This window comes from Vibrio sp. 10N.247.311.14, from assembly GCF_041467715.1.
GTDB classification, from domain to species: Bacteria; Pseudomonadota; Gammaproteobacteria; order Enterobacterales; family Vibrionaceae; genus Vibrio; species Vibrio crassostreae_C.
Genome location: NZ_JBFSVE010000016.1, coordinates 1 through 26,786 on the forward strand (window position 1 = coordinate 1; position 26,786 = coordinate 26,786).

Consider the following 26,786-nt stretch of genomic DNA (forward strand, 5'->3'; position numbering starts at 1 on the left):
ACCGATGACCTCAACCTTGGCAAGGTTGCGCTCTACCAACTGAGCTAGTATCGCAATCTGAAAACGTCTTTCTCCGTTCAGGGCTGCGAATTATAAGAGCATTTTTTTGTGATGCAAGTCCTTAATGCAAAATTACGAAACTTTTTACTCAACTGCTGTAAAAGCACACAGATTTGCAAAAAAAACGGCTCTTATGTCCCTGAAAAGTTAGATAAACGTGATCATTTTATTCGACTAGATGTTAATAATCGTTTTTCGGTAGTACTGCAGCTCGGCGATCGACTCTCGAATATCGTCTAACGCAAGGTGACTTCCCGACTTAGAAAAACCATCTAACACTTCAGGTTTCCAACGACGAGTCAGCTCTTTCAGAGTGCTTACGTCAACATAGCGGTAGTGGAAGTACTCTTCTAACTCTGGCATGTGCTTGTATAGGAAACGACGGTCTTGACCAATGCTGTTGCCACAAATTGGTGACTTACCTTTTGGTACCCATTTTTCAAGAAACTCAATGGTTTGTTGGATGGCATCTTGCTCTGAAACCGTGCTTTCTTGAATTCGCTTCACGAGGCCGCTGCCAGTGTGAGTCGTTGTACACCACTCGTCCATCTTGTCCAATTCACTCTGAGGTTGGTGAATAGCCAAAACAGGTCCTTCAGCCAGGATGTTAAGCTCACTATCAGTAACGATAGTAGCAATTTCAATGATTTTATGAGTTTCAGGATCAAGTCCTGTCATCTCTAGATCAACCCAAATAAGGTTCTGATCGCTAAAGGACATAAGGCGTCGCCTATTTGTTTATGTGTAAAAGAGGTACTATACCCAAATAACTATACTCAAACTAGCTTTAGGACCATCGAAATCACGTGGTACCAGCAACATCCTGTTTGAGTCCCCAATCATCAAGTTAGATGTGTTAAGTGAAAAATTGTGGCTAAAAAAAAGAAGTTAACCAAAGGTCAAGTACGTCGTGTACGTAGCAACCAGAACAAGCGACTCAAGAAAGAAGATTCTATCCAATGGGATGAGAACATGCTTGGCGGAACCAAAAGCGGACTCGTGATTACGCGCTTTGGCCAACATGCTGATATCGAAGATCTTGAAACTAACGAAGTTCATCGTTGTAACTTACGCCGTAGTATCGAGACTTTAGTTTCTGGTGACCGAGTGACTTGGCGCGCAGGCTTAGAATCAATGGCCGGTATTTCTGGCGTTGTGGAAGCGGTTGAGCCGAGAACTTCAATGCTGACTCGCCCTGATTACTACGATGGCCTAAAGCCAGTAGCTGCGAACGTCGACCAAATGGTTATCGTATCGGCTGTGCTACCAGAGCTATCACTTAATATTATCGACCGTTACCTAATTGCTTCAGAAACGGTAAACATCGCGCCGCTTGTTGTACTGAACAAGGTCGATCTACTGACTGATGAGCAGATTGCTGAATACCGTGAAACACTTAAAGAGTACGAGAAGATCGGCTATAAAGTGATGTTCGTGAGTAAAGAGTCTGGCTACGGCATCAAAGAGCTGGAAGCTGAACTCAAAGACCGTATCAACATCTTTGTTGGTCAGTCGGGTGTGGGTAAATCAAGCCTAGTGAATGCATTAATGCCTACGCTAGACATTGAAGAAGGCGAAGTCTCTGAGAACTCAGGTCTTGGTCAGCACACAACCACGGCAGCTCGTTTATACCACTTCCCTTCTGGTGGTGATCTGATTGATTCACCTGGAGTGCGTGAATTCGGCCTATGGCACCTAGAGGCCGACGAAATCACTGAAGCCTTTATCGAGTTCAAGCCTTACCTTGGCGGTTGTAAGTTCCGTGACTGTAAACACATTGATGACCCAGGCTGCATCCTGCGCGAAGCGGTAGAAAACGGAAAGATCAGTCGATTACGTTTCGACAACTACCACCGCATCATTGAAAGCATGGCGAGTAACAAAGATAACCGTCAGTATTCACGCAACAAAAAAGCCGATCTCTAATCGCGTTTTTGTGAACAAATGTGTGCATTTACTGACAATTGGCGCGAATTTAAGTAACATCTCGCGCCCTAAACCGTCATCGACAGATTTAATTGAAAAAAAATTAGCATTGGAAAATTAATACAATGGATAAGATTAAAGTTGGATTGCAGTACTGGATTCCACAACATGGATTAACTCGCCTAGTCGGCAAACTTGCGTCTGCTAAAGCGGGCGGCTTAACGACAGCGATCATCAACTGGTTCATCAAGCAATACAAAGTGAACATGGATGAAGCTCTGCATAGCGATCCAAAACACTTTAAAACATTCAATGAATTCTTCGTGCGTGAATTGAAAGAAGGCATGCGTCCTATCGCTGAAGGTGAGTCTGTTATTGTTCACCCTGCAGATGCACGTGTGAGCCAATTTGGCCCAATTACTGACGGTCAACTGATTCAAGCGAAAGGCCATAACTACTCAGCTCGCGAGCTATTGGGTGGTGATGCTGCGCTAGCGGATGAATTTAAAGACGGTGAATTCGCAACGCTTTACCTGTCTCCAAGTGATTACCACCGCGTGCACATGCCATGCGACGGCACACTGCGCCAGATGATCTACGTTCCAGGTGACCTTTTCTCAGTTAACCCGTTAACGGCAGAAAACGTTCCAAACCTATTCGCACGTAATGAGCGTGTCGTTTGTATCTTCGATACGGAATTTGGCCCAATGGCACAAGTGCTGGTTGGCGCAACGATCGTAGGTAGCATCGAGCAAGTATGGGCAGGTACCATCACCCCACCTCGTGGTAACTCGGTTTACAAATGGGATTACCCTGCACAAGGTGACAAAGCAATCATCTTGAAGAAAGGCGAAGAGATGGGCCGCTTTAAGCTTGGTTCAACCGTTATCAACCTGTTCGCTAAAGATGCGATCAAGTTTGACGACACTATGCAAAATGGCGAGAAAACGGTTCTTGGTACACCTTTCGCGCACATTGCTGGCAAAGAAGCGCAAGCAAATGACGATGTTGTTACCGATTCTGCTGAGAACACTGACCAAGCTTAACAATTTGAGTTAACTCATTTAAGCTTTCAAGGCGCGTTACTTTTTCTATTTCAGAGAAGAACGCGCCTTTTTCTTAACTCTACCGATTCATTTGCTACTCAAGCTCTAACAACTCAATCTTTCAAACCCTGCCCAGCCACCTGCTGCTTCTCACTCTTGTCTCTAATTGCCCAGATAAAAGATTGACCAAAAACAAAACAACTGTCGAAACCTTAAACAACTTTTTGATTTTCCAACCCGTCTCCAAGTACCAGAAATCCAGATAACTTACTCTATTTGAAGATATTTTATTTATAGGGTCTTTGTACATGCCTAAACTCAATGTTGGCGTTCTGGTCAAGCTGTTGATTTGTTTTGCGATTCCCTTAGGCGTGTTATTCATGCCGATAGATTCAATACCAATCGATGATCTCACGCTGATTCAACACCGCCTGTTGGCGATATTCTTATTAGCAGCCCTGCTGTGGGTGCTTGAACCTGTTCCGGTATTCGCCACTTCCATTTTGATCATTGCGCTTGAACTGGTGATGATATCTGACAAAGGTTTACACCTATTTAGAAATCCACCAGCGGGGCACGATCTCGGTGAGTTAATCAAATATACCGACATCTTCGGTGCATTTTCATCACCAATCATCATCCTTTTCATGGGTGGCTTTGCTCTTGCGATATCCGCATCCAAGTACGAACTCGATAACAACCTAGCTCGAGTGCTTCTCAAACCATTTGGTACAGAGCCGCGCTTCATTATGCTCGGCTTAATGCTGATCACCGCCGTGTTCTCAATGTTCATGTCAAATACCGCAACGACGGTAATGATGCTTGCGCTGCTCGGCCCTATCGTGGCATCTGCACCAAAAGGCGATATGGGTATCAAAGCGCTCGTGTTGTGTATTCCAATTGCTGCCAATACTGGCGGTATCGCAACCCCAATCGGTACACCGCCCAATGCCATCGCGCTGCAATACCTAACGGGTGAAAATACCATCGACTTCCTCAGCTGGATGATGATGGGCTTACCCTTTGTGATCATCCAACTCACCATCGCTTGGTTTCTTCTACAAAAACTCTTCCCTTCTAAAGAAAGAAACATGGTGCTCAAGCTTGATGGACAATTTAGAAAGAGCTGGCGAGCGATTGTGGTTTACATCACCTTCGCTGCGACAATCTTATTGTGGATGACCACCAAACTGCACGGCATGAACACCTATGTCGTGTCTATCATTCCACTGGCTGTGTTTACGCTCACTGGCATCATGGGCAAAGAAGAACTCAAGCTGATTAACTGGGATGTGTTGTGGCTGGTCGCAGGTGGTATTGCGATTGGTATTGGCTTAGATAAAACAGGCTTAGCCGCTGCACTCGCACACGCAATTGACTATGAATCGCTGTCACCTGCAGCTGTGGTACTGACATTGTCTATCGTGTGTTGGTTAATGGCGAACTTCATGTCAAACACTGCGACGGCCAACTTGCTGATGCCGATAGCCGCTGCAATTGGTGCTTCCATGGAAAGCCTAGTTGCGATTGGTGGTCTGCAAGGCTTGCTGGTTGTGGTCGCCTTCTCTGCGTCACTTGGCATGATTCTGCCAGTATCGACACCACCAAACTCACTGGCCTACTCGACCGGGCTTATCGAAAGCAAAGACATGGCGAAGATGGGCATCATCTTAGGTATTGTGGGCTTGCTGATGGTTTACCTCGCCCTGTTTATCATCACCTAGCACGTTAATCCCTACTAATGCCCTTCCAGATAGTAATCACGTCTTTGCTATCTGGAAGGTTTAGTGCATATTGAATCCCCCACTTCTACATTTTGACACGGACGTACACTTCAATGGGATTCGAATGGCTGGCTCTTGCTGCCGCTTTTCTTTGGGCCATCGCGAGCCTGATGTCAGTAAAGCCTGCTCAACACTTAGGTTCTTTCGCCTATAGCCGTTGGCGCATGGGTTGTACCGCTATCATCTTATCGAGCATGGCTTGGTTTACTGGTGGCTGGTCAACTGTCGAAGCTGACCTCGTCACGCCGATGATGCTGTCTGGGCTAATTGGCATCTTCATTGGTGATACCGCCCTATTTGCCTGTTTGAATCGAATGGGACCGCGCCAAGCAGGTTTGCTGTTCTCTTGTCATGCCGTGTTCTCGGCGATTCTTGGTTACTTCCTGTTTAGCGAAAGCATGACTTCGGTTGAGCTGATTGGCTCAGCGTTGGTGTTCAGTGGTGTATTAACCGCGATATTCTTTGGTCGTCGAGGACAAGCCAACAACCAACTCGAAACCATCAAGGGCACCGTGTGGATTGGTGTAGCTCTCGGAATCACAGCGGCTATCTGCCAAGCATTAGGTGGGATCATCGCAAAACCCGTGATGCAAACCAGCATAGACCCTGTTGCCGCTTCAGCAATTCGTATGATCACCGCTTTTGTTGCTCACTCCGCATTTCGCTTAACGGGTGCCAAGCTCTCACGCGCAATTAACCCGATGAATGGTCAAATATTCGCGATTACCGCAGTGAACGGCTTTCTTGCTATGGCGGTGGGAATGACGCTGATCTTGTATGCACTGCAAGAAGGAAATGTCGGCATGGTTGCTCTGTTGTCTTCAACCACACCTATCATGTTGTTACCAATACTTTGGCTGTACACCAAACAGAGACCAAATGCCTACGCTTGGATCGGTGCCATTGTTGCCGTAGTGGGTACTGGTATTCTAGTCAGCTAGCTAGTGAAGTTAATTGGCAGCTGATTGGAAACTGAGAGTGAATAGCTAATGACTATTCACTCTCAGTAAAAACAAAAGCAAAAAGTTAAGAACGTGGGAAAGGAAAAGCCGTCACATCATCGATGTGGTCATAACCTAACGCCAGCATGATCAGACGATCAATACCTAAAGCAACACCCGCACAGTCTGGTAAGCCCGCTTTTAATGCCTCAATCAAGTGATGGTCAATCGGTTGAGGCGATAAGCCCATCTCAATACGTTTGGCATTGTCATCTTCAAAGCGCTTGAGCTGCTCTTGTGGCTTATCTAATTCATGGAAGCCGTTTGCTAACTCGATGCCTTTGAAATACACCTCAAAGCGATCCGCCACTCGCGAATCCTCAGGATTAATCTTAGCCAATGCCGCTTGTGAAGCCGGAAAGTCATAAACAAACGCAGGCACTTGTTGCCCTATCTTAGCTTCAACCCCAATACTAAACAGCAGCTGCAGCAAGGTGTCGCGGTCTTCTTCTGGTTCTGCAATGTCGCTGAGCCCAAGTTTCGCCGCAGCTTGCTTTAGCGTATCCATCGAATCTTCCAGGGGACACACACCTAACACGTCAATAAAGGCTTGTTGGTAAGTCATTCGCTCTGCTGAGCCCGATTTAAGTACCTGCTGTAACAGCGAATCCATTTCATCCATCAGGTCATGATGATCAAAGCCAACGCGATACCACTCCAACATGGTGAACTCAGGGTTGTGGTAACGGCCATTTTCTTCGTTACGGAAAGACTTACAAATTTGGTAAATACAGCCACTGCCCGCCGCTAATAGACGTTTCATATGAAACTCAGGGCTAGTCATAAAGAACAGAGGCTGACCGTGCGCATAACCCGGCCCTACGAATTCAGTTTTGAAAGTATGCAAATGCACGTCCGTCACCGTGGCGTGGCTCATCGCAGGCGTATCCACTTCCATCACGTTTCGCTCAGCAAAGAACTGACGAATTTGATTAAGGATATCAGCACGTTGCTTTAACTGTTTAATGGTTGCGGCCGGTTGCCATGTAGAGTGCATTATTGAGTTCCATATTACTGAATTCTAGGCGACGAAAATTACCACCTTTCATCGCTTTTGTAAGCTTCTATCTTTCTATTCGTGAAAGCAAAATGTTGTTTTAATGAAGCCAGAAAATTACGTTCTACAATACAATTATCAATACAGATTTCACATCAACATTGATAACAAAAATCATACTCAACAAGCCGTTAACACCCGTCCTGTGGGTTAATCGTTATCAACAATTCATTGCCGTGATTGCAGTCACATAACCTATAATTTCTATGCCTCCATATGCATTACCGACCTAAAAACCCAAATGCATCAACTTTTCGAATACCGTCCTCTCTTACACTGAACCTACCACTTAAGGCTTAGGGGCGCTAAATGGTTCCTACGATTTAGAACCTCCTAAATAGGCTTTTTATAATTACAAGCGGAATACTCCGCATCACACTGGAGAATAACTGTGAAGACAATTACCACAGATATCGCAGTCATCGGCGCAGGCGGCGCTGGTCTTCGTACAGCTATTGCTGCGGCTGAAGCTAATCCTGAACTGGAAGTAGCACTGATTTCTAAAGTTTACCCAATGCGTTCGCACACGGTAGCGGCAGAAGGCGGTTCAGCAGCAGTAATTAAAGACGAAGATAGCTTAGATAACCACTTCAACGATACTGTTGGTGGTGGCGACTGGCTATGTGAACAGGATGTTGTTGAATACTTTGTTGAAAACTCGACTCGCGAAATGATCCAAATGGAACAATGGGGCTGCCCATGGAGTCGTAAAGAAAACGGTGAAGTAAACGTACGCCGATTCGGCGGTATGAAGGTAGAGAGAACGTGGTTCGCAGCGGATAAAACCGGCTTCCACATGCTTCATACTCTGTTCCAGACTTCGATGAAGTACGACACAATCAAACGATTTGATGAGTACTTTGTGGTGGACCTTCTCGTAGAAAACCAGAGCGGCGTTGAAGATGGCGAAGTACAAGGCCTAATCGCGATTCACATGTCTGAAGGTGAACTTGTTACGATCAAAGCGAAATCTGTTGTTCTAGCAACGGGTGGCGCAGGTCGTGTTTACCACTGTAATACCAACGGCGGCATCGTAACTGGCGACGGTATGGCAATGGCTTATCGCCACGGTGTACCACTGCGTGATATGGAGTTCGTTCAATACCACCCAACAGGCCTACCAGGCACTGGCATCTTGATGACCGAAGGTTGTCGTGGTGAAGGCGGTATCATCGTCAACAAGAACGGCTACCGTTACCTCCAAGATTATGGCATGGGCCCTGAAACTCCAGTGGGCGAGCCGAAAAACAAATACATGGAACTGGGTCCTCGTGACAAAGTTTCTCAAGCATTCTGGCACGAGCAGCAGAAAGGCAACACCATCAAGCACCCGCTTGGTGATGTCGTACACCTTGACCTTCGCCACCTTGGTGAAGAGTACCTGCAAGAACGCCTACCGTTTATCTGTGAGCTAGCAAAAGCGTACGTAAACGTCGACCCAGCAAAAGAGCCAATCCCAATTCGTCCAACCGTTCACTACACCATGGGTGGTATTGAAACTAACGGTACCTGTGAAACTCGCATTAAAGGCCTATTCGCCGTTGGTGAATGTGCTTCAGTTGGCCTGCACGGTGCAAACCGCCTAGGTTCTAACTCTCTGGCTGAGTTCGTTGTATTTGGTCGCGTAGCGGGTGAACAAGCCGTGAAACGTGCAGCAGAATTCAAAGGCTGGAATGAAGAGTCTATCGCGAAGCAAGTGAAAGCGGTTGAAGATCGCATCGCAGGTCTGCTAAGCCAAGAAGGCGATGAGAACTGGGCTGATATCCGCACTGAAATGGGTCACACCATGGAAGCGGGTTGTGGTATCTACCGTCAAGAAGACTTGATGCAAGAAACCATCGACAAAATCACTGAGCTAAAAGCACGTTACAAAAAGATCAGCATTAAAGACAAAGGCCAAGTGTTCAACACGGACCTACTTTACGCTATCGAAGTCGGCTACGGTCTTGAAGTTGCTGAAGCGATGGTTCACTCAGCTATTCTTCGTAAAGAGTCACGCGGTGCGCACCAACGTCTAGACGACAACTGCACAGAACGTGACGACGTGAACTTCCTGAAACACTCTCTATCGTTCTACAACGAAGATGCAGCACCAACCATCGACTACAGCGGCGTTAAGATTACTAAATCTCAACCTAAAGCTCGTCTTTACGGTGAAGCTGCTGAGAAAGCCGCTGCCGCTGAAAAAGCAGCAGAAGAGAATGCGAAGAAGAGCGAAGAGGAGCAAGCATAATGTCAGCGAATCGAATCCAAAAAATTGAAATCCTGCGTTATGACCCTGAGCACGATGCAGAACCTCACTTTCAAACCTTTGAAGTTCCGTTTGATGAAACCATGTCAGTACTTGATGCGATCGGTTACATCAAAGACAACCTAGATAAAGACCTGTCTTACCGTTGGTCTTGTCGTATGGCGATTTGTGGTTCTTGCGGCATCATGGTTGATGGCGTGCCAAAACTGGCGTGTAAGAGCTTCTTACGTGATTATCCAAACGGCTTCAAAATTGAGCCTTTGGCTAACTTCCCAATCGAAAAAGATTTGATTGTCGACATGACGCCGTTCATCGAGCGCCTTGAAGCGATCAAGCCTTACATCATCGGTAACGACCGTAAGCCAGAAGACGGCACAAACATCCAAACTCCAGAGCAAATGGCGAAATACAAACAGTTCGCTGGCTGCATCAACTGTGGTTTGTGTTACGCAGCATGTCCTCAGTTTGGTCTAAACCCTGAGTTCATCGGCCCTGCGGCACTTGCTCTTGCTCACCGATACAACCTAGATAGCCGTGACAATGGTAAAGCTGAACGTATGAAGCTTATCAATGGCGACAATGGCGCTTGGGGCTGTACGTTTGTAGGTTACTGTTCTGACGTATGTCCGAAGAAAGTAGACCCAGCGGCTGCAGTAAACCAAGGTAAAGTTGAGTCTTCAATGGACTTCGTTATCTCGATGTTCAAGCCAGACGGATCGCAAGTAAAAACAGCAGAGGAGGCATAATATGAGCAATCGTAAGCCTTATGTTCGTGAGATGAAGAGAACGTGGTGGAGCAACCATCCGTTCTACCGCTTCTACATGCTACGTGAAGCGACTGTACTGCCTTTGATTCTATTCACTCTGTTCCTAACCTTCGGTTTGGGTGCACTAGTGAAAGGCCCTGAAGCGTGGGCTGGTTGGTTGAGCTTTATGGCGAACCCTATCGTCGTTGGTATCAACATCGTGGCACTGCTAGGCAGCTTGCTGCACGCTCAAACCTTCTTCAGCATGATGCCTCAAGTAATGCCAATCCGTCTTAAAGGCAAATTGGTTGATAAAAAAATCATCGTACTGACCCAGTGGGCAGCGGTGGCTTTTATTTCTTTAATCGTTCTTGTTGTGGTGTAAGGAGCTTTCGTTATGAACACAAATTACAAAGTAAAACCTGTTAACCACAACCCACAACGCTCTGATGAGCCAATCTGGTGGGGCCTATTTGGCGCTGGCGGTACTTGGTTCGCGATGATCACACCAATCACGGTTCTAGTGTTAGGTATCTTAGTGCCAATGGGCATCATCGATGCGGACGCAATGAGCTACGAGCGTGTGTCTGAATTTGCCACCAGCATTATCGGTGCGCTATTCATCATCGGTACGCTAGCACTGCCAATGTGGCACGCAATGCACCGCCTTCACCACGGCATGCACGACCTTAAGTTCCACGTCGGCGTTGCAGGTAAAGTGGGCTGCTACTTCGTTGCAGGCCTAATCAGCGCACTGTCTATTATCTTCATTTTTATGATTTAACAGTTAAATAGAAAACGCCTAGGTTTGACCCTAGGCGTTTATTCTATGTTAGATGATAAGTCTATGCGTTACGGCTATTCAAACCCCACAAATCGCATCACACCCGAGAATATCTCAGCTTCTCCCTCTGCCGGCGCAGGGTTGCTCCAGGTTGGATCGCTCCAGAAGGATTTAGTCGTAATATACTCTCCATCTTGATCAACCTTATTCCAGGTGTCTTTGGCTCCTATAAATTCCTCTTCGGTTATGGTTAAGGTCACCTCACCATTCAAAATCACCCAATCGAACCCGAACAATCCCTCATCATCGTCAAAGTAGCCAGTACCGTTACTATGGAACACAACCTCTTCTTCAACTACAGCCATGACGGTGCCATTTATCTCCCAAAGATCGATGAGCTCCCAACGAGAACTTTCACTGCCATTATCTGTGAAATCAGACTCTATAAACTGAGCACCACCAACGGTACAGTTGGCGACTGCGCTGTCATAGTCCGAACGAGTGCCAAAGTCAGAGGGTTGGTCCGTAAAATCATCCCACGGTGAATCACCATCCTCACAGACCGTTACTGTTCCCTCGTAGGTAACATTTGTAAGCACCTCCTCTGAGCCATCCCTAGAGATAGTTAATTCATCATCAGTTTGTGATAAAAGTACCCATTGCTCGGTTGAGGTATCTTCATAAGTTATCATCATGGTATTAGCTGAAGTTTTCATCCAACTGTTCCCATAGGTCTCAGTGCCATCATTGCCGATATAGCTCATACTGCCGTTATCATGGAAAAAGAGGGTGTTACCATCGTACTCCATCAATACCAAGTTAGTCGGGTCAAACTGCAGAGCGTTTCTATCTTGTTGCACCACGGTATCTGCCCATATCCAACTTTCAGTCACACCGCCTAACGTTTCTTCCTCGAAGAACTTAATTGACCAAGTTTGCTCCATTGACTCTAATAACGCCCAGTAAGTCGTGAAGCTCTCCGATTCATCAGAATAGCTAACCTTAATAAAGCCATCTTCTATGGCCCAGTCATCGATATAGTCACCACCCTCACTCTTCAATACATGTACAGTACCATCAGCATTGAACAAGTAATCACGAGTATCTCCATTGCCTTTAACGCGTTGGAAGTTTAGACCCTCGACCATCTCACTGGTAATGTGAGTTCGACCGCCACAATCCGTGATCGCCGTTTCGTAGTCACTCATACTCGGGATAGGTTGCCCCTCAACAGGTTCTGCATCACCGATGTAGCACTCTTCAAGCACAATCGGACGATCTTGTTGAATAATAGTATCCATCCAGATATAGCTACTTGATTGACCGTCCACAACTTCGTTCTCATAGAACTTGATTGACCACGTATCATCCAACGAATCTAACAGTGCCCAGTAAGTCGTGAAGCTCTCCGATTCATCAGAATAGCTGATCTTAACCAAGCCATCTTCTATGACCCAATCGTCAGTATAGTTACCGCCCTCTCCCTTCAATACATGCACTGTGCCATCAGCATTGAACAAGTAGTCACGAGTATTTCCATTGCCTTTAACGCGTTGGAAGTTTAGACCCTCGACCATTTCGCTGGTAATGTGAGTTCGACCGCCACAATCCGTAATCGCAAGCTCATAGTCAGCCATGATTGGGCTTGACTTATCATCGCTATCACCCAAGTAGCAGGTAAATAGGTAATCGCTCAACACTACACCATCTTCTATAGACTGTGCGGCAATACCATTGAAAGCGTACATAGTATCGTCCGACGGTTCAGCACTTGGCGCCTCAATCTCACCTACCGTAAGTTCACCATTGTACATGCTAAAGATCATGGTAGGCGTATCCCCCTCTCCCATGTAGGGCATAGCCTCAACTGGTACGGTAAATTCGACGATATCTTCACCGTGTAATGTGTAACGTAAGTAATCCGCAGTAGCGACGCGACTTGCCGTTCCTGCGTCCCAATCAAAGAAGTAATAATGCGCCGTGCCATCACTCACTAACTCGATATCAAAGTCTAGATAGAGGCCAACAGAGGTAGTAAGATCTGTGGAAACCGACTCACCGACCGACTGCGACACAATAATGTCGTCCAGACTTGTAATAGAGCTACCATCCGTATCATAACCGACGTCAGAGAACCTCACGTACGGACTACCACCCTCCCATAGGAAGTACTGGTTTACGGCTGGAGAGAAGGTAAACATTACCGCTTGTGAGCCTTCAGCGAACCTCGCCTCTTCCATGAAGTCGAACCACTCAAAGTAGACTTCATACAATGCCATACCCGATAGGTTTACCACTTCTGATTCTACTGAATAATAGAAACTGGAATTGTCTTCTGGATAGGCAATAAGTTGCTCTCCAGAGAAGTCTATCGTATAACCTACCGGAGTTTGCCAGCCGTTTTCAGTGAGCTGTACGTCCCCCTCAGCTTCAAGTGGTAGCTGGATAAAGGATTGATCACCACGGTACTGTATGAGTTCCGTAAGGGTTAACGTATCACCGCCATAACTCAAGGTTTCTTTAAACAGAATATCTACGAACGATAGTTCGCTCCAATCGCTGAAGAATCCGTAAAGAGTCCCCTCTTGCTCCGCAAACTCTTGGGCGGTAATAGTCCACTTATTTGGGTCGGTTGGATAAAGGTCTTCACCGTCATAAACGCCGTCTTCATCTGAATCAGCATTATTCGGATCTAAACCTTCGGTTGCATTCTCATGGTTATCGCCTAAACCATCACTATCAGAATCCGCCCACTCTAATGAGTCATAAGGGAAGGCATCGCTATTGTCGCCAACATAGTCACCATCACTATCATCCCATTCATTTGGATCATTAGGGAAAGCATCCTCGTAGTCTTTAAAGCCATCGTCGTCGCTATCTTGATTTAAAAACTCAGCAAGATAATCTTGCGCAGCTGTCTCGTCTAAGAAGAACACTCCTAGGCTATTGTTCCAACTAAAGTCTCCTTCTGTTAGATCCATGCCCCATGTATCTATGCCCCTACGATAGTAGGCATCGTACCAAGACCAAGGATTATCGACGACCGGAACCATAAGCACCATATCAACATCATTCACTCCGGTAAACGAACCAGGAACCACACCACTATCACCAAGATCCAGTGTAACCAGTGTTGGAATACCAGTATCAGTGAACAGATAGTCTTGTGTTACGACGTGCCATTGAATTGCCCCATTGTCATCGTATTGGAAACTGCTTGTAGGTAACAGCGTAGCGTATCGGCTCAGGCCTGGAATGATTTGGTCATCAATAAGCTCCAACTCTGTGCCAGCAACACGGGCATCCTCTACCTGTTGTGGTAGATCCACAACAGCTTGTGTTCCCCACTCATCAAATGAGGTAGCAACCCAAAGGCCATTAGATTGTTTCTGGTAAACGCGATAGGCCTGTCCGACGTTATCTGTGTCAGTCGTAAATGAATAATCAGTTAATGGGTAGTGCTGCCACTCTATGTGTTTATTTTCTTCCACATCACTAACAGAGCGAGACACGGCATTCCATTCATTGAACAAAGTATTTTTTGGATCACTATCGACAATAAGTTGAGTATTCGTCTCCTCGTCTAGAACCGTACGCTCTCCACTTTCAAGAACATCACCATTGATTAGCACCTCTTTGCGGTAATAGTTCCAGTACGAGGTGAGCTCGTCCCACTTACCATCATTAAAGTTAAAGTCTGCGTACTCATGGAATTCACCATCTTGTGGGTTTGCCCATATTGGTGTCGAATATTCGTAGACATAGCTACCATCAGGGATATTATTAAATCGAAGTTCAACATTGATGTAACCGTCTGCACCCCAGTCCTGCTTAGACTCCACGAAACTCTGCACGTAATCCTGCGTTACAGTGGTTAAAGTCTGAGCCCATTGAGCTTGATGGGTTTGAACATCGTCGATATCAAAGCCATTTACCGTGTATTCGGTTAACGTTTCGACCGCTTGAACGCCCTCTGCGACGTCCTCAAATTCCACTGATACACTATGTATTGTATCTATTTGAGATAAGTCATTTGGGTGAACTCTAGATGTTAAGGCTACGCCTTGTTCATAGACACGACCATTACCGCCGAAACCGCCCTCAAGAGATGCATCACCCTCATCGATATAGCGCCAATATGTCTCGTTTGTTTCGGTTCTAGTACCAATTTCAAGAGACATGCCTTCGTAACGTGCAGTACCATCGAGGTTATAGTCGTACGCAAAGGTCTGGATACGAGTAAAGTCATCATTTAACAGGTGATCGACACTTTGTGTCGTGCCATATACCACGTCATCAGCAGTGATATATTGAGTAGTTATGGTGGTAACAATCTCTCCGCTATTCAGTGTCTCAACCATTTCTTCGACCTCAATATCCAGTGTAATGATATCGCGATCTGTTATGTTTAAAACTGCTACATCAGTTGCACTAACATTGGCCACAACATCAGCAATTGACTTATTTCCATCCTCTGGATGAACATCGGCATTATTACCAACGCCATCACCGTCCACATCGACCCATTCGGTCGCATCGGTTGGGAATTCATCAACATCATTGTTGTAACTGTCGTTATCCGTATCGTTTGGATACGGGTCATCCTCGTTATCGCCTAACCCATCATCATCCGTATCTGCCCATTCGGTCGCATCGGTTGGGAATTCATCGGCATTATTACCAACGCCATCACCGTCCGTATCTAAGGACTCGTTGGGATCCGATGGGAATTTATCGGCATTATTACCAACACCATCACCGTCCGTATCTGCCCATTCGGTTGGGTCATTATCAAATACATCTTGATTGTCACCATAGCCATCAGAGTCATTATCAGCCCACTCAGTTGGATCTTGTGGGAAGACATCATCAATACTGTCTACCCCATCCGAATCATGGTCACCAGCACGAGAACGATCCGTTGGAAACGCATCATTGGCATCAGGGTAGATGTCATCTTCTCCGTCCACCGTATCATCATTTAGGTCGGCATTATTACCGATCTCATCACCATCGGAGTCCAGACTTTCATCGGGATCATTCGGAAAGTCATCTAAGTCATTGGGGACGCCGTCATCATCTGTGTCATTAGAAAAATCGACACCCTCTGTCGCACCACCAACATTATCAAATGTCTTATCGCTATCACCTGCAACTTCTTCAATTTTCTTTTTGATTTCATTATTCACAGATGCAATCACAGAGATAAACTTAGTCCCTTTATCTTCACTTTCAGCAACTTCTTGCAACTCTTGAGGAGATGAAGGCAAAACATTTGAATCAACCAAGTTTTCAGCGGCATAAGCGGCAGCCTCAACACCTAACTCAACAAAATCACCTAAGATTTCATCTTCATCTAAGCCTAGCTGATCAGCGACTTGCTGAATGGCAGCTTGCTTTGCTGCTTCAACCGCAGCAGCATCGTCAGAATCTGTAGTGTTTTGCTCGATCAATACGTGAACTAGCGTACTCAAAGGGGTGACATCTTTTTCACCTGGAGGGGCTGACATAATATAGTCGTCAGACACCGTAACATCAGGTTCATCTTCATCAATCGTCTGCCCGGAGATCGCTTGCACAACGACAGGGTACTGTTCAGGGTTGTCGACATCGGTGACGTCTAAATCTGCAACTCCGCCATCACCAGAAATAGCATTAGGCTCACCGTCGTCTAAGACGTAGTTACCGTTAAGGTCTAACCAAATTCGAGCATGACGTAAATAACCATCAATTGCAGTCACACTGTATTTAGTCGTTTCAGCTGGGGAGCTGGGAGTCGAGGGAGTCTCACTCGGAGTCGTGGTTGACACGGTTGTATCATCGTCATCACATCCTGAAAGCCCAACGATACTAACCAAACCAAGAGCCAACGTAATTGCATTAAGTCTCATATTAATATCCACGTAGTTGCTTAATAACATCGCGTATAAAGCTAGTAGACTCTACTCATTCTAACAATATTGTAATCAGCTTCCCTTCCCACCACACGCATTCACAAAATCAATATTAAACAGTCACATATTGAATTGAGAGATTTTTGTTGCGATATATAAACGCCAACAACACCTTGTAAATCTATAAGTTAGATAAAATTTTTGATTTTCATCCAGAATACAACCAAAATATGACACTAGTCACATAATGTAGCCTTGTAACCAAGGTGAATCGCATCTGGCTTACTCACTCTTGATTTTCCAGCTCTTCGTATCTCGCATCCCGCATCTCGTTTACGCGTGTCTGCTCTTCTGCTTTTCCCCGATCTCCAGATACAAAAAAGGCCGCCTAAGCGACCTTTTTCAGATACTTGAAGTCAATTACTTCACACGACCAACGTATTCGCCAGTACGAGTATCAACTTTAACAACTTCACCGATAGCGATGAATAGAGGTACGCGAACTACCGCGCCTGTTGCTAGAGTTGCAGGCTTACCGCCAGTACCTTGTGTGTCGCCTTTAAGGCCAGGATCGGTTTCTGTTACTGCGATCTCAACAAAGTTTGGTGGAGTTACTGTGATAGGGTTATCATTCCACAACGTTAGAGTACATACGTCGTTTTCAACTAACCATTTAGAAGTCTCGCCTACTGCTTTTGCATCAGCAGCGATTTGCTCGAATGTTTCGTTGTTCATGAAGTGGTAGAATTCGCCATCGCTGTATAGGTAGCCTAGTTCAACGTCTACAACGTCCGCTAGTTCTACTGTATCGCCTGACTTAAATGTTTTCTCTAACACTTTGCCTGACAGCAGTTTACGAAGTTTAACACGGTTAAACGCTTGGCCTTTACCTGGCTTAACGTATTCATTTTCGATAATTGAGCAAGGCTCGTTATCCATCATGAATTTTAAACCGCCTTTGAATTCATTGGTGCTTACTGACGCCATGATTTTCTCTTCCACATCTTTGAGTTAATTTCAATGCCGCATATCATAACCCGAAAAGTCGAATCTGTTGAGCAAAACTGGCTCAAACAACTATCGAATGCGATCTCTGACCCGACAAAACTGCTTGAGGCATTGGAAATAGACCCAACACCGTGGCAAGCAGGCTTCGCTGCTCGTGAGTTATTTGCACTTCGGGTACCTCTTAGCTTTGTCGAACGAATGGAAAAAGGCAACCCACACGATCCATTGCTACGACAAATTTTACCGCTAAGCGAAGAGTTTGAGGTACACCAAGGCTATTCCGCTGATCCACTGGAAGAGCAAGACAACGCCATTCCTGGGCTACTGCACAAATACAAGAACCGTGCACTGATGATTGTGAAAGGCGGTTGTGCGATTAACTGCCGCTACTGCTTCCGTCGTCACTTCCCTTACCAAGATAACAAGGGCTCGAAGTCTGTTTGGCAAACCAGCCTAGACTATGTGGCTGCTCACCCAGAGATCAACGAAGTTATCTTGTCGGGTGGCGACCCTTTGATGGCCAAAGACAGCGAACTCGAATGGCTTATCCATGCTATCGAACAGATCCCGCATGTAAAAACCGTTCGAATTCATAGCCGATTACCGGTTGTGATTCCCGCTCGAGTAACGGATGAACTGTGCCAATTGTTAGCTCAAACTCGCCTTAATGTGGTGATGGTCAGCCACATTAACCATGCTAACGAAATCAACTTAGAGCTCAAACAAGCCTTCCACAAGCTTAAGTTAAGTGGTGCTACTCTGCTCAACCAAGGCGTGATGCTTAAAGGCGTAAACAACAACGCTAACTCATTGAAAGAATTAAGCGAAAAGCTATTCGACGCCGGTATTTTACCTTACTATATGCATGTACTTGATAAGGTTCAGGGCGCAGCGCACTTCTATATTTCAGATGAAGAGGCGAAGCATCACTTTAAAGGATTAATCTCTGAGGTTTCTGGCTACCTAGTACCTAAGTTAACCCGTGAGATTGGCGGACGCAGCAGCAAGACACCGCTCGACCTACACATTGAATAGAGAAGTTGTATCAATGAAACACAATACCTCAGTTGCTCCACCAGCAACCACATCTCAACCAGCGCTTAGGTTCAGCTCAAGAGGTTTCACCATCATCGAGCTGGTCGTGGTGATCGTGATTCTAGGTATTGTGTCGGTCACTGCAGCTTCTAAGTTCCTCAACCTTCAAACCGATGCTCGTATCTCGACATTAAACGGCCTTAAAGGCGGAATGGAGGGCGCAAGTGCTATGCTTTATGGTAAGACATCAGCATTGGGCTTAGATAAAGCAGCTAGCGCATCGATTAATGTTGAGGGTGACGATATATTGGTCGCTTACGGTTACCCTGCAGCGATGAACGATCAAACTTGGTCAATGCTTATCGAATCCACGTTCTTGGATGCGGTTTGGGATACGGGCAGAGCTGACTGGTTCTTTACCAACACTGACGCGAACGATGGCATTATTCTTTATGCGCCTTCTAGCCGAAAAAAACAGGCTGATAACTGCTACCTTGAGTACCAAGAAGCGACAGAGACCACGACACCAGCCTTCACCTTAACAACAAGCGGCTGCTAGGTTTTAAGTAATCTTTATCAATCGTTAAGACAAAAAGTTTTTGTTCGATCGTCCGGTCTATTATTAGCATACTCTGCTCTATTCTAAATTTTTAGGAGGGGTGATATGTCACAATTTATAGAACAAACTCTCAACCTTGCCCCCTTTAGCTGGGCAGGCCTCGCTGCATGCATGCTGTGTGGTTCTTTAATCGGAATCGAAAGGCAAACACGTGGTAAACCCGTCGGAATCCGAACGTCGATTCTGATCATCAGTGGTACCTATTTCTTCCTCACCATGGCGATCAGCCTATCCCCCAACACACTCGATCAAGCTCGTGTGCTTGGTCAGATAATTACGGGTGTTGGATTTCTTGGGGCTGGTGTAATGATGACACTGGATGGCAAGATTCATGGCGTGACTTCAGCCGCAATTATCTGGGTACTCGCAGCATTAGGAATGATGATCGCACTAGGGCATCTTTCCCAATCGGTCATTATCACGCTAATGGCGCTAGTGATTCTGCTTGGTGTCGATAAAGTGGAAAACAGCTTCCAAAGCTTACGTCGTGGCGTTCACCAAAAGTGGATGCGAAAAGGTCGCGTGAAGAAATAGCGCAGCACTTGATAGCCTTAGTGGTAATGCCAATGATACAAAGAAGCCTAGTCAAACGACTAGGCTTCGCATTATTTTGGGAGAACTTAATACACCTGAATGCACACCTGATTCTTACCCGCAGCCTTTGCCTTATAGAGCTGCTCATCAGACGAACGAATACTCTGGTTTTCCCACAAGTGCCCTACGCTGTCGAACTTATACAAAGAGTAAAGCGTCGCGCCACCAGACACTGAGATATTCACCTTGTCACCTGTTGGGCATCGATAACTTTGCAGGCTAATATCATTTTGAATTCGCTCAAAGATCGATGAAAGCAACTCCGAAGACTCACCCGTGATCGCGACAACAAACTCTTCACCGCCAAACCGTGCCACGATGTCTTGCTGTCTAACGCTGTTCAGCATCAACCGAGCAACATGGCAAATCACCTCGTCCCCCACTTTATGGCCATGCTGATCATTAACGACTTTGAAATCATCGATATCAAACACGCCAACACCAATAATCGGCTCTTCATCTTGCGCCAGTAATCGAGCCTCAAAACCACGTCGATTCAGCAAGCCCGTTAATGGGTCGCGCATTGCTAGCTCATTTAAACGCTGGTGCTCTTGTCTTGTATAGAAGCGCCATAGCCATAAAACCGAGAGCAGATACAAAACCAACAGTATCGAAAGCTGAATCTTCTCCATCTCCAATACATGCAGAAAGTGCTCGCTCTTATCTTCTTCAATACTCAGATATAGCTGGGTGTTAATGTCATCAACATACAGAGGCTTGGAATACGTAAAATCCATAAACCCGTATTTGTTTGCGCCTCGAGTACTGGTGACTTTATAGCCATGGGTAGGGTTCGATACTAGGTTCGAGACATAGCCATCGACACCCAACACCCCTTTAAACTCACCATTAACGTAGATTCCTTTGGTTAAGGTCACCACTTTCTGACCTGTCAGGTAGTCATCATATTGGCCGGTATACACCACTTGGTCTTGCCCTTGAGCTAAGCCAAAGCGAATCGTGTTCACCCAATAAGGCCTGCTATTCACAACCGAATCAAAGGTGTCGCCCTTAATGTAACTGGCAAAATCAGAAGGCGAAGAGATAATGAATTTCTCTTTTGAAATGAAATAAATCGCAGAGATGGTATCAATGGTATTGGCAAAATAAGCCATGGTCGGCGCGATGAACAGGCGCTTACCCGCTTCGGTATAAAGGTCCGATTCCGGGTTGCACATCTCGCGAGGGCCAGAGAACATAAAATCAAAACGAGGGGCATGTTGCTCCTCACTGGTGAAGTAACACGTCTCACCCTCGATCTTTTTGTCATGCGAGAATACGTAGGTATCCCCATGCAGTGGATAAAGCGCAGTGATGTTGTACTCAAGCGCATTTATGATCTGTGTGAGCTCCGCTAAAGAGCGTGTTACGCCTTGGTTTTCCATTCCATACTGTTTATCTGATTCTTCCGCTGAATCAACGAGCAACAAGCTCAAAACTACTAAAAAACTGGCGGTCAGGCCTAAGAAAGCCTTTTTAAAATCGACGGTATGGTGGTTAATCAAAGCATATAAATCATCATTAGGAATTTATCGCACATTGTACTCATTAGTAAAAATACTGCAATAGAAAATATAAAACAATATGCTTATCTATTTTGGAGGGGCGTTTGGATATCTATAAGAAAATGTTGAGTTGCAATAACGCCTAAGTCAGATGCACTTAGGCGTTATGAATCACTATAGTAACACTAAGCCTTACTTAGCAAAGTTTACAATCGGGAAGCACGGGAAGAAACCGTTGTCAGCACAGTTGATCAGACCAACTTGTACGCCTTCGATTTTGTTGGTTTTGTTGAAGATACCAACCTGAACCGTAGACACTTCTGAAAGGTTCGCAGCGCCAACATCAACCATAGTGTTACCTTCTGAGTAGTTTACAAAACTCACGTTCGCGCCTTTCACATCATTAGTAATGTTCACAGCACCCAGGTTAACACCGGTTGTTTTACCCGTATTCCAGTTGAAGAAACCCAGAGATGCACCGGTCATTTCTTGGTTCACTTTTGATGCACCAAAAATACCAAGGTTCACACCTGTGGTCGTTTGCGTCTCAGACATACCAACAACGGCAAGATCGACACCTTTAAGGTCGTTCACTTGTCCGTGAAGCAGAGCCAAACGCACACCGCCAACCGCATCTGAATCAGGTGCGTTGAAACCGTTAATCGTTGAAAACATAACAGGCGAAGAAGCAAATGCTGCCGGTGCCATGACTGCTGCCGACACAGCAAGTACTGAAAGTAGTTTTTTCATTGGGGAGTCTCCACTGACTTATTGTTCACTTGATTAATCCATTTTTAATCAAGCATTTATTGTCCTTTATTCAACAGCTACCCATGTTAAATCAATGTAATAACTGTACTGTTGAATATAAGCCGCTAAATCATAAAGAGCAATGGTTAAGAGCAGATGCGGGATTCGAGTGAACGAAATGCGAAAAGCAAAAAAAAACAGAGACCGAAACCTCCGATCTAACGCTTATTATTCCAAACAAAAATCTAGGCGAGAAAATCAACATGTTTCACAAGCTTATAGCCCACACACTTATTGCCGCATCTAAAGCGATGTCATCCTAAAAAATTTATTGATAAAAGCTCAACAGACCTCAGGTATTCAAAAACTAATGTTCGTAAAATTCTGAAAATAAACTAAATTCTAATATAGGAATAGAACGATATGAAACAGCGGGAATAGCATGGTTAAGGAACCTACGAATAAACAGACCATTAAAGCGATTATTTCGCGTGGTTTTTTGGCTATCGTGTTATTTTTAGGCCTCTATATCTATGTTAGCCATGCTCTGAAGAACAAAGAGCAGGACATGATTAATCTCCAGCTCAGTCTTTCTGAAGCTTATAGCGTTATGCTCTCTGTCAGACGACAAGAGCAGCAGTTTGTTTCCACAAGGCAACCAGAGATTCAAGAACAACTCAATATAAAGCGAAGTCAGCTGATCGAAAAGCTGGCTGAGATAGATGGGAAAATCGTACGAAGCGACCTCAATATTTCTTTTAATTATGCCAAAGTTGTCGAGTATCTCGACGAGTACCACACCGCCTTTACATTATTAGCCCTTGAGTTAGTCAGCATACATGGCAAGAGGGACCAAATTGGGCTCATTGAGAAACTAAAAAATGCAGCGTTGACACTTGAGCGCTTCGTACATGAATCCAATAATGTGCAGCTTGAAGAATTGACTTTAGAAACACAAGATCTCATGTATCAGTTCTTTACCGATTTTGATCAGACAACATTAGATAAGATTGTCGATTCATTGTTCAAAATCCAAGATGAAATAGAACAGAATTCCCGAACGATCAGTGCATTAGCTTCGTTTAATAATTTTAAACGCCACTTTTGGCGATTGCAGCGAGGGTTAAAGAGTGTCGGGTACAGCTCTGATAGCGGCCTCAAAGGAGAACTCACCAGCAGTATTTATCATGTTGAAGATGAGCTCAACTTACTTTTCACCGAAACACCCAAGCAGATCGCAGAGAGCCTGACGCAGATAAAGTTGTACAGCTACTTATCGACAGCCGCATTAGGAGGGGTGACGTTACTGGTGCTGCTTTATGTTGTGTGGCGTGCCAGTCAACTTGAAACTCAATTGATTGTTTCACAAGAGAAAGCACGACAAGCAAACCGTGCAAAAAGTGCCTTTCTTGCCAATATGTCTCATGAGATACGGACACCGCTTAATGGCGTGATTGGTATGTCAGAAATACTGGCAGAAACCAAACTATCCGCAGAACAGAAAGACTGCCTTGGGACTATCTATACCTCTTCTCAAACCTTACTTATGTTGATCAACGATGTTCTCGATCTGTCCAAAATTGAATCGGGTAAACTGGAAATTAATCCACATACGACAGACTTAAGAGAGCTGCTGTTTGATAGCGTGACTCTGATTTCTTCTAAAGCTTATCAAAAGCAGATTAAGTTGGAAGTTGAAATTGATGGCGAGCTCCCAGAGTACATTCATGTTGATGGGAATAAGATTCGCCAAGTGTTGATGAATTTAGCCTCAAATGCGATCAAATTTACAGAACAAGGCTCTATCGTATTCACCGCTAAACGGCTTCCATCATTGGAAACAGAGTGTGTGGTCGAGTTTTCTGTTCGAGATACAGGTATTGGTATCGCAGCAGACCAACAAGAGCACATTTTCAAAGCGTTTTGCCAAGAAGATACCAACATCACCTCCAATATTGCGGGGACCGGATTAGGGCTTAGTATTTCGTCACGTATGGTGGAAATGATGGGAGGCTCGATAAGCGTTGAGTCAGAGAAAGACGTGGGCAGTTGCTTTCATTTCCAATTAGCCGTAGTGCCATCAGATCATTCTGAACATAAAAATCGTAAACAAACCGTTGTCTATTATTCAGATGCGCCATCGAAACTTTTACTCAATGACTTGTTCCGCCTTGGTTACTCACCACAACTAAAATCAATCGAAACAAACTTGGCGGCAACTGACCTCCCAGAGATCGCTTTGATGGAAGATATTAACCAAGCCAAAACACTGCATCGCTTAGCACCAGAGGTGAAAATCATCATAGTGAAAGATAATCTTAGTGATCCTATGAGTGAGTGTCATTTTATCTCAGGCTATGTGACTCTTCCTATGCTCGGTTCCCGCTTAAGTAGCATGTTGAACTCCGTGCTTGAAAGGTCACAGCCACAACCCCCTCAACATCAACCTGAGCCGATAGAAGCGACTGTACGTCAAAAAGTCCTCGTAGTTGAAGATAACCGCGTAAATCAGAAGGTGGTATGTATCAATTTAGATAAGTTAGGGATTGAATATTGGGTTGCCAATGATGGACAAGAAGCGATTGATTTATATAAAGAGCATCATCAAGACATCGGCCTTATCTTGATGGACTGCATGATGCCGAATGTAGATGGCTTTGAGGCAACAGAGCGAATCAGGCGCTATGAAGAAAACCTGCAACTTCAGGCAACACATATCCTCGCTTTAACGGCATCCGTGCTCGATGATGATATTAAACATTGCTTCGAGTGTGGAATGAACGATTATCTTCCAAAACCATTTAAGCGTGACATGATGCTGCAAAAAATTGATGAACAACAGTTTACGCACAAGGCAGGCTGACCAAGGAGCTTTGGAAAAAAAGAGTGATGGTGAAGCTGAAATACAGATACGGGATGCGAATAAATAAGGCTTAAGAGTAAAAAAACGGAGACCGAAGTCTCCGTTTTCTAAAGCTTATGTGTGACTTTCTCTGCTATAGAGAAAGGGGGATGATTACATCATGCCACCCATACCACCCATACCGCCCATGCCACCCATATCAGGCATTGCAGGGCCAGAATCTTGTGGCTTATCAGTGATCATCGCTTCTGTTGTGATCATAAGACCAGCAACTGACGCTGCGAACTGAAGTGCAGAGCGAGTTACCTTAGTTGGATCTAGGATACCCATTGCAATCATGTCGCCGTATTCGCCAGTCGCCGCGTTGTAACCGTAGTTACCTTCGCCAGCACGAACGTTGTTAGCAACCACTGATTCTTCATCACCTGCGTTCTTCGTGATTTGACGGATAGGCGCTTCCATTGCACGTAGTGCAACACGGATACCGACGTTTTGCTCTTCGTTGTCGCCTTCAAGGCCAGCAACTTTAGATGCAGCGCGGATAAGTGCAACACCACCACCAGCAACCACACCCTCTTCAACGGCAGCGCGAGTTGCGTGAAGTGCATCTTCAACGCGGTCTTTCTTCTCTTTCATCTCAACTTCAGTTGCAGCGCCTACTTTGATTACTGCAACACCGCCAGCTAGCTTAGCTACGCGCTCTTGAAGTTTCTCTTTGTCGTAGTCAGACGTTGCATCTTCGATTTGTTGACGGATTTGAGAAACACGACCTTGGATCATTGTTTCTTCGCCCGCGCCATCGATGATGGTTGAGTTTTCTTTAGTGATAGTTACACGCTTAGCTTGACCTAGGTCTTCTAGCGTTACTTTCTCTAGGTCTAGGCCGATCTCTTCAGAGATAACCGTACCGCCAGTTAGGATAGCGATGTCTTGCAGCATAGACTTACGACGGTCACCGAAACCAGGCGCTTTAACAGCAGCCACTTTAACGATGCCACGCATGTTGTTCACAACTAGAGTTGCAAGCGCTTCGCCTTCTACATCTTCAGCGATGATAAGAAGTGGACGAGATGCCTTAGCAACCGCTTCTAGAGTCGGAAGAAGTTCACGGATGTTCGAAACTTTCTTGTCGATAAGAAGAATGAATGGGCTTTCTAGATCAACAGAACCCGCTTCTTGGTTGTTGATGAAGTAAGGAGATAGGTAACCACGGTCGAACTGCATACCTTCAACTACGTCTAGCTCGTCTTGTAGAGCCTGACCTTCTTCAACCGTGATTACGCCATCACGACCTACTTTTTCCATCGCTTCAGCAATGATGTTACCTACTGTCGAATCAGAGTTCGCAGAGATAGTACCTACTTGCGCGATAGCTTTTGTATCTGCACATGGAACAGAAAGGCCTTTTAGCTCTTCAACTGCAGCGATAACTGCTTTGTCGATACCGCGCTTAAGATCCATTGGGTTCATGCCAGCAGCAACGGCTTTTAAGCCTTCAGTGATGATTGCTTGAGCAAGAACTGTTGCTGTAGTCGTACCGTCGCCCGCCGCGTCATTCGCTTGCGAAGCCACTTCTTTAACCATTTGCGCGCCCATGTTTTGGAACTTGTCTTCAAGTTCGATTTCACGTGCAACTGAAACACCATCTTTAGTGATCGTTGGTGCGCCAAATGATTTGTCTAGAACAACGTTACGGCCTTTAGGACCTAGTGTTACTTTTACTGCGTCAGCCAGAACGTTTACACCTTCTAGCATTTTAATACGTGCGTCATTACCAAATTTAACGTCTTTAGCAGCCATCTTAATTTCCTTTCAAATTCTTTGTTTCGGGGCGTCTTAGCGTTATCGCGTCATTCTGAACAG

The 26,786-nt window shown here is 45.4% G+C and carries 19 protein-coding genes; 12 read left to right on the top strand and 7 right to left on the bottom strand.

From position 1 onward, the window contains the following. Positions 1–234: 234 nt before the first annotated feature. Entirely contained in the window at positions 235–780 is a 546-nt protein-coding gene (orn, locus tag AB6F11_RS07895) for an oligoribonuclease (protein WP_010434065.1), read from the bottom strand. Between the two features lie 150 nt (positions 781–930). Here orn and rsgA point away from each other — a divergent pair, with 150 nt between their 5' ends. From rsgA to AB6F11_RS07915, 4 genes are all read left to right on the top strand, one after another. Beyond that, positions 931–1,986: a small ribosomal subunit biogenesis GTPase RsgA gene (gene rsgA / locus AB6F11_RS07900; RefSeq protein ID WP_017061306.1), complete on the top strand. Its 1,056-nt coding sequence runs from the start codon at positions 931–933 to the stop codon at positions 1,984–1,986. A 125-nt stretch (positions 1,987–2,111) separates the two neighbouring features. Beyond that, positions 2,112–3,032: an archaetidylserine decarboxylase gene (gene asd / locus AB6F11_RS07905; RefSeq protein WP_017063172.1), complete on the top strand. Its 921-nt coding sequence runs from the start codon at positions 2,112–2,114 to the stop codon at positions 3,030–3,032. Positions 3,033–3,340: 308 nt separating this feature from the next. Next, the gene (locus AB6F11_RS07910) at positions 3,341–4,756 is read left to right on the top strand and encodes a DASS family sodium-coupled anion symporter (protein WP_017061303.1); all 1,416 of its coding nucleotides are present in this window, start codon (positions 3,341–3,343) and stop codon (positions 4,754–4,756) included. A 113-nt stretch (positions 4,757–4,869) separates the two neighbouring features. Then, positions 4,870–5,757 carry a DMT family transporter gene (locus AB6F11_RS07915; RefSeq protein ID WP_017071213.1) on the top strand — a complete coding sequence of 296 codons (888 nt, stop codon included), beginning with the start codon at positions 4,870–4,872 and terminating at the stop codon, positions 5,755–5,757. A gap of 85 nt (positions 5,758–5,842) precedes the next feature. Here AB6F11_RS07915 and epmA read toward each other — a convergent pair whose 3' ends face one another. Continuing rightward, positions 5,843–6,814 (bottom strand): elongation factor P--(R)-beta-lysine ligase, encoded by a 972-nt coding sequence (gene epmA, locus AB6F11_RS07920; protein WP_136989526.1) that lies wholly within the window; start codon positions 6,812–6,814, stop codon positions 5,843–5,845. Positions 6,815–7,265: 451 nt separating this feature from the next. On the opposite strand from epmA, the gene frdA reads away from it, so the two are divergent. From frdA to frdD, 4 genes are read left to right on the top strand one after another with little or no spacing between them, the layout of a single operon-like run. Continuing rightward, entirely contained in the window at positions 7,266–9,107 is a 1,842-nt protein-coding gene (gene frdA / locus AB6F11_RS07925) for a fumarate reductase (quinol) flavoprotein subunit (RefSeq protein ID WP_102320031.1), read from the top strand. Next, positions 9,107–9,871 carry a succinate dehydrogenase/fumarate reductase iron-sulfur subunit gene (locus AB6F11_RS07930; protein WP_009847917.1) on the top strand — a complete coding sequence of 255 codons (765 nt, stop codon included), beginning with the start codon at positions 9,107–9,109 and terminating at the stop codon, positions 9,869–9,871. The genes frdA and AB6F11_RS07930 overlap by 1 nt, the downstream gene beginning before the upstream one ends. Before the next feature lies 1 nt (position 9,872). Then, positions 9,873–10,256, top strand: coding sequence for a fumarate reductase subunit FrdC (gene frdC / locus AB6F11_RS07935; protein WP_017061300.1), 384 nt, complete (start codon positions 9,873–9,875; stop codon positions 10,254–10,256). Between the two features lie 12 nt (positions 10,257–10,268). Next, a complete protein-coding gene (gene frdD, locus AB6F11_RS07940; RefSeq protein WP_065584500.1) occupies positions 10,269–10,655 on the top strand; it encodes a fumarate reductase subunit FrdD in 387 nt (128 codons plus the stop codon). 74 nt (positions 10,656–10,729) lie between these two features. Here frdD and AB6F11_RS07945 read toward each other — a convergent pair whose 3' ends face one another. Together AB6F11_RS07945 and efp are read right to left on the bottom strand one after the other, a co-directional pair. Then, positions 10,730–16,546 carry a hypothetical protein gene (locus tag AB6F11_RS07945; RefSeq protein WP_372179415.1) on the bottom strand — a complete coding sequence of 1,939 codons (5,817 nt, stop codon included), beginning with the start codon at positions 16,544–16,546 and terminating at the stop codon, positions 10,730–10,732. Between the two features lie 423 nt (positions 16,547–16,969). Continuing rightward, the gene (gene efp, locus AB6F11_RS07950; protein ID WP_017067165.1) at positions 16,970–17,536 is read right to left on the bottom strand and encodes an elongation factor P; all 567 of its coding nucleotides are present in this window, start codon (positions 17,534–17,536) and stop codon (positions 16,970–16,972) included. A gap of 33 nt (positions 17,537–17,569) precedes the next feature. Here efp and epmB point away from each other — a divergent pair, with 33 nt between their 5' ends. The 3 genes from epmB to AB6F11_RS07965 all read left to right on the top strand — a co-directional run bounded on the left by epmB (position 17,570) and on the right by AB6F11_RS07965 (position 19,745). After that, positions 17,570–18,592 (top strand): EF-P beta-lysylation protein EpmB, encoded by a 1,023-nt coding sequence (gene epmB / locus AB6F11_RS07955; protein WP_372179418.1) that lies wholly within the window; start codon positions 17,570–17,572, stop codon positions 18,590–18,592. 13 nt (positions 18,593–18,605) lie between these two features. Continuing rightward, the gene (locus tag AB6F11_RS07960; protein WP_102393337.1) at positions 18,606–19,151 is read left to right on the top strand and encodes a prepilin-type N-terminal cleavage/methylation domain-containing protein; all 546 of its coding nucleotides are present in this window, start codon (positions 18,606–18,608) and stop codon (positions 19,149–19,151) included. A 105-nt stretch (positions 19,152–19,256) separates the two neighbouring features. After that, entirely contained in the window at positions 19,257–19,745 is a 489-nt protein-coding gene (locus AB6F11_RS07965; RefSeq protein WP_004733333.1) for an MgtC/SapB family protein, read from the top strand. An 86-nt stretch (positions 19,746–19,831) separates the two neighbouring features. Here the strand turns inward: AB6F11_RS07965 and AB6F11_RS07970 are convergent, their stop codons facing one another. Both AB6F11_RS07970 and AB6F11_RS07975 read right to left on the bottom strand, forming a co-directional pair. Continuing rightward, positions 19,832–21,310 (bottom strand): diguanylate cyclase, encoded by a 1,479-nt coding sequence (locus tag AB6F11_RS07970; protein WP_372170689.1) that lies wholly within the window; start codon positions 21,308–21,310, stop codon positions 19,832–19,834. A gap of 192 nt (positions 21,311–21,502) precedes the next feature. After that, the gene (locus tag AB6F11_RS07975; protein ID WP_017068001.1) at positions 21,503–22,060 is read right to left on the bottom strand and encodes a VC2662 family protein; all 558 of its coding nucleotides are present in this window, start codon (positions 22,058–22,060) and stop codon (positions 21,503–21,505) included. 442 nt (positions 22,061–22,502) lie between these two features. On the opposite strand from AB6F11_RS07975, the gene AB6F11_RS07980 reads away from it, so the two are divergent. Continuing rightward, positions 22,503–24,923, top strand: coding sequence for an ATP-binding protein (locus tag AB6F11_RS07980; protein ID WP_372179421.1), 2,421 nt, complete (start codon positions 22,503–22,505; stop codon positions 24,921–24,923). Between the two features lie 153 nt (positions 24,924–25,076). On the opposite strand, the gene groL is transcribed toward AB6F11_RS07980, so the two are convergent. Beyond that, the gene (gene groL / locus AB6F11_RS07985; protein ID WP_017061290.1) at positions 25,077–26,723 is read right to left on the bottom strand and encodes a chaperonin GroEL; all 1,647 of its coding nucleotides are present in this window, start codon (positions 26,721–26,723) and stop codon (positions 25,077–25,079) included. Between the last annotated feature and the right edge of the window lie 63 nt (positions 26,724–26,786).

What these genes read in the sequence shown, in the direction of transcription:
- orn (WP_010434065.1), bottom strand. Translation starts at nt 780, where the DNA reads ATGTCCTTTAGCGATCAGAACCTTATTTGGGTTGATCTAGAGATGACA.
- asd (WP_017063172.1), top strand. Translation starts at nt 2,112, where the DNA reads ATGGATAAGATTAAAGTTGGATTGCAGTACTGGATTCCACAACATGGA.
- AB6F11_RS07910 (WP_017061303.1), top strand. Translation starts at nt 3,341, where the DNA reads ATGCCTAAACTCAATGTTGGCGTTCTGGTCAAGCTGTTGATTTGTTTT.
- AB6F11_RS07915 (WP_017071213.1), top strand. Translation starts at nt 4,870, where the DNA reads ATGGGATTCGAATGGCTGGCTCTTGCTGCCGCTTTTCTTTGGGCCATC.
- epmA (WP_136989526.1), bottom strand. Translation starts at nt 6,814, where the DNA reads ATGCACTCTACATGGCAACCGGCCGCAACCATTAAACAGTTAAAGCAA.
- AB6F11_RS07930 (WP_009847917.1), top strand. Translation starts at nt 9,107, where the DNA reads ATGTCAGCGAATCGAATCCAAAAAATTGAAATCCTGCGTTATGACCCT.
- frdC (WP_017061300.1), top strand. Translation starts at nt 9,873, where the DNA reads ATGAGCAATCGTAAGCCTTATGTTCGTGAGATGAAGAGAACGTGGTGG.
- frdD (WP_065584500.1), top strand. Translation starts at nt 10,269, where the DNA reads ATGAACACAAATTACAAAGTAAAACCTGTTAACCACAACCCACAACGC.
- AB6F11_RS07945 (WP_372179415.1), bottom strand. Translation starts at nt 16,546, where the DNA reads ATGAGACTTAATGCAATTACGTTGGCTCTTGGTTTGGTTAGTATCGTT.
- efp (WP_017067165.1), bottom strand. Translation starts at nt 17,536, where the DNA reads ATGGCGTCAGTAAGCACCAATGAATTCAAAGGCGGTTTAAAATTCATG.
- epmB (WP_372179418.1), top strand. Translation starts at nt 17,570, where the DNA reads ATGCCGCATATCATAACCCGAAAAGTCGAATCTGTTGAGCAAAACTGG.
- AB6F11_RS07960 (WP_102393337.1), top strand. Translation starts at nt 18,606, where the DNA reads ATGAAACACAATACCTCAGTTGCTCCACCAGCAACCACATCTCAACCA.
- AB6F11_RS07965 (WP_004733333.1), top strand. Translation starts at nt 19,257, where the DNA reads ATGTCACAATTTATAGAACAAACTCTCAACCTTGCCCCCTTTAGCTGG.
- AB6F11_RS07975 (WP_017068001.1), bottom strand. Translation starts at nt 22,060, where the DNA reads ATGAAAAAACTACTTTCAGTACTTGCTGTGTCGGCAGCAGTCATGGCA.
- AB6F11_RS07980 (WP_372179421.1), top strand. Translation starts at nt 22,503, where the DNA reads ATGGTTAAGGAACCTACGAATAAACAGACCATTAAAGCGATTATTTCG.
- groL (WP_017061290.1), bottom strand. Translation starts at nt 26,723, where the DNA reads ATGGCTGCTAAAGACGTTAAATTTGGTAATGACGCACGTATTAAAATG.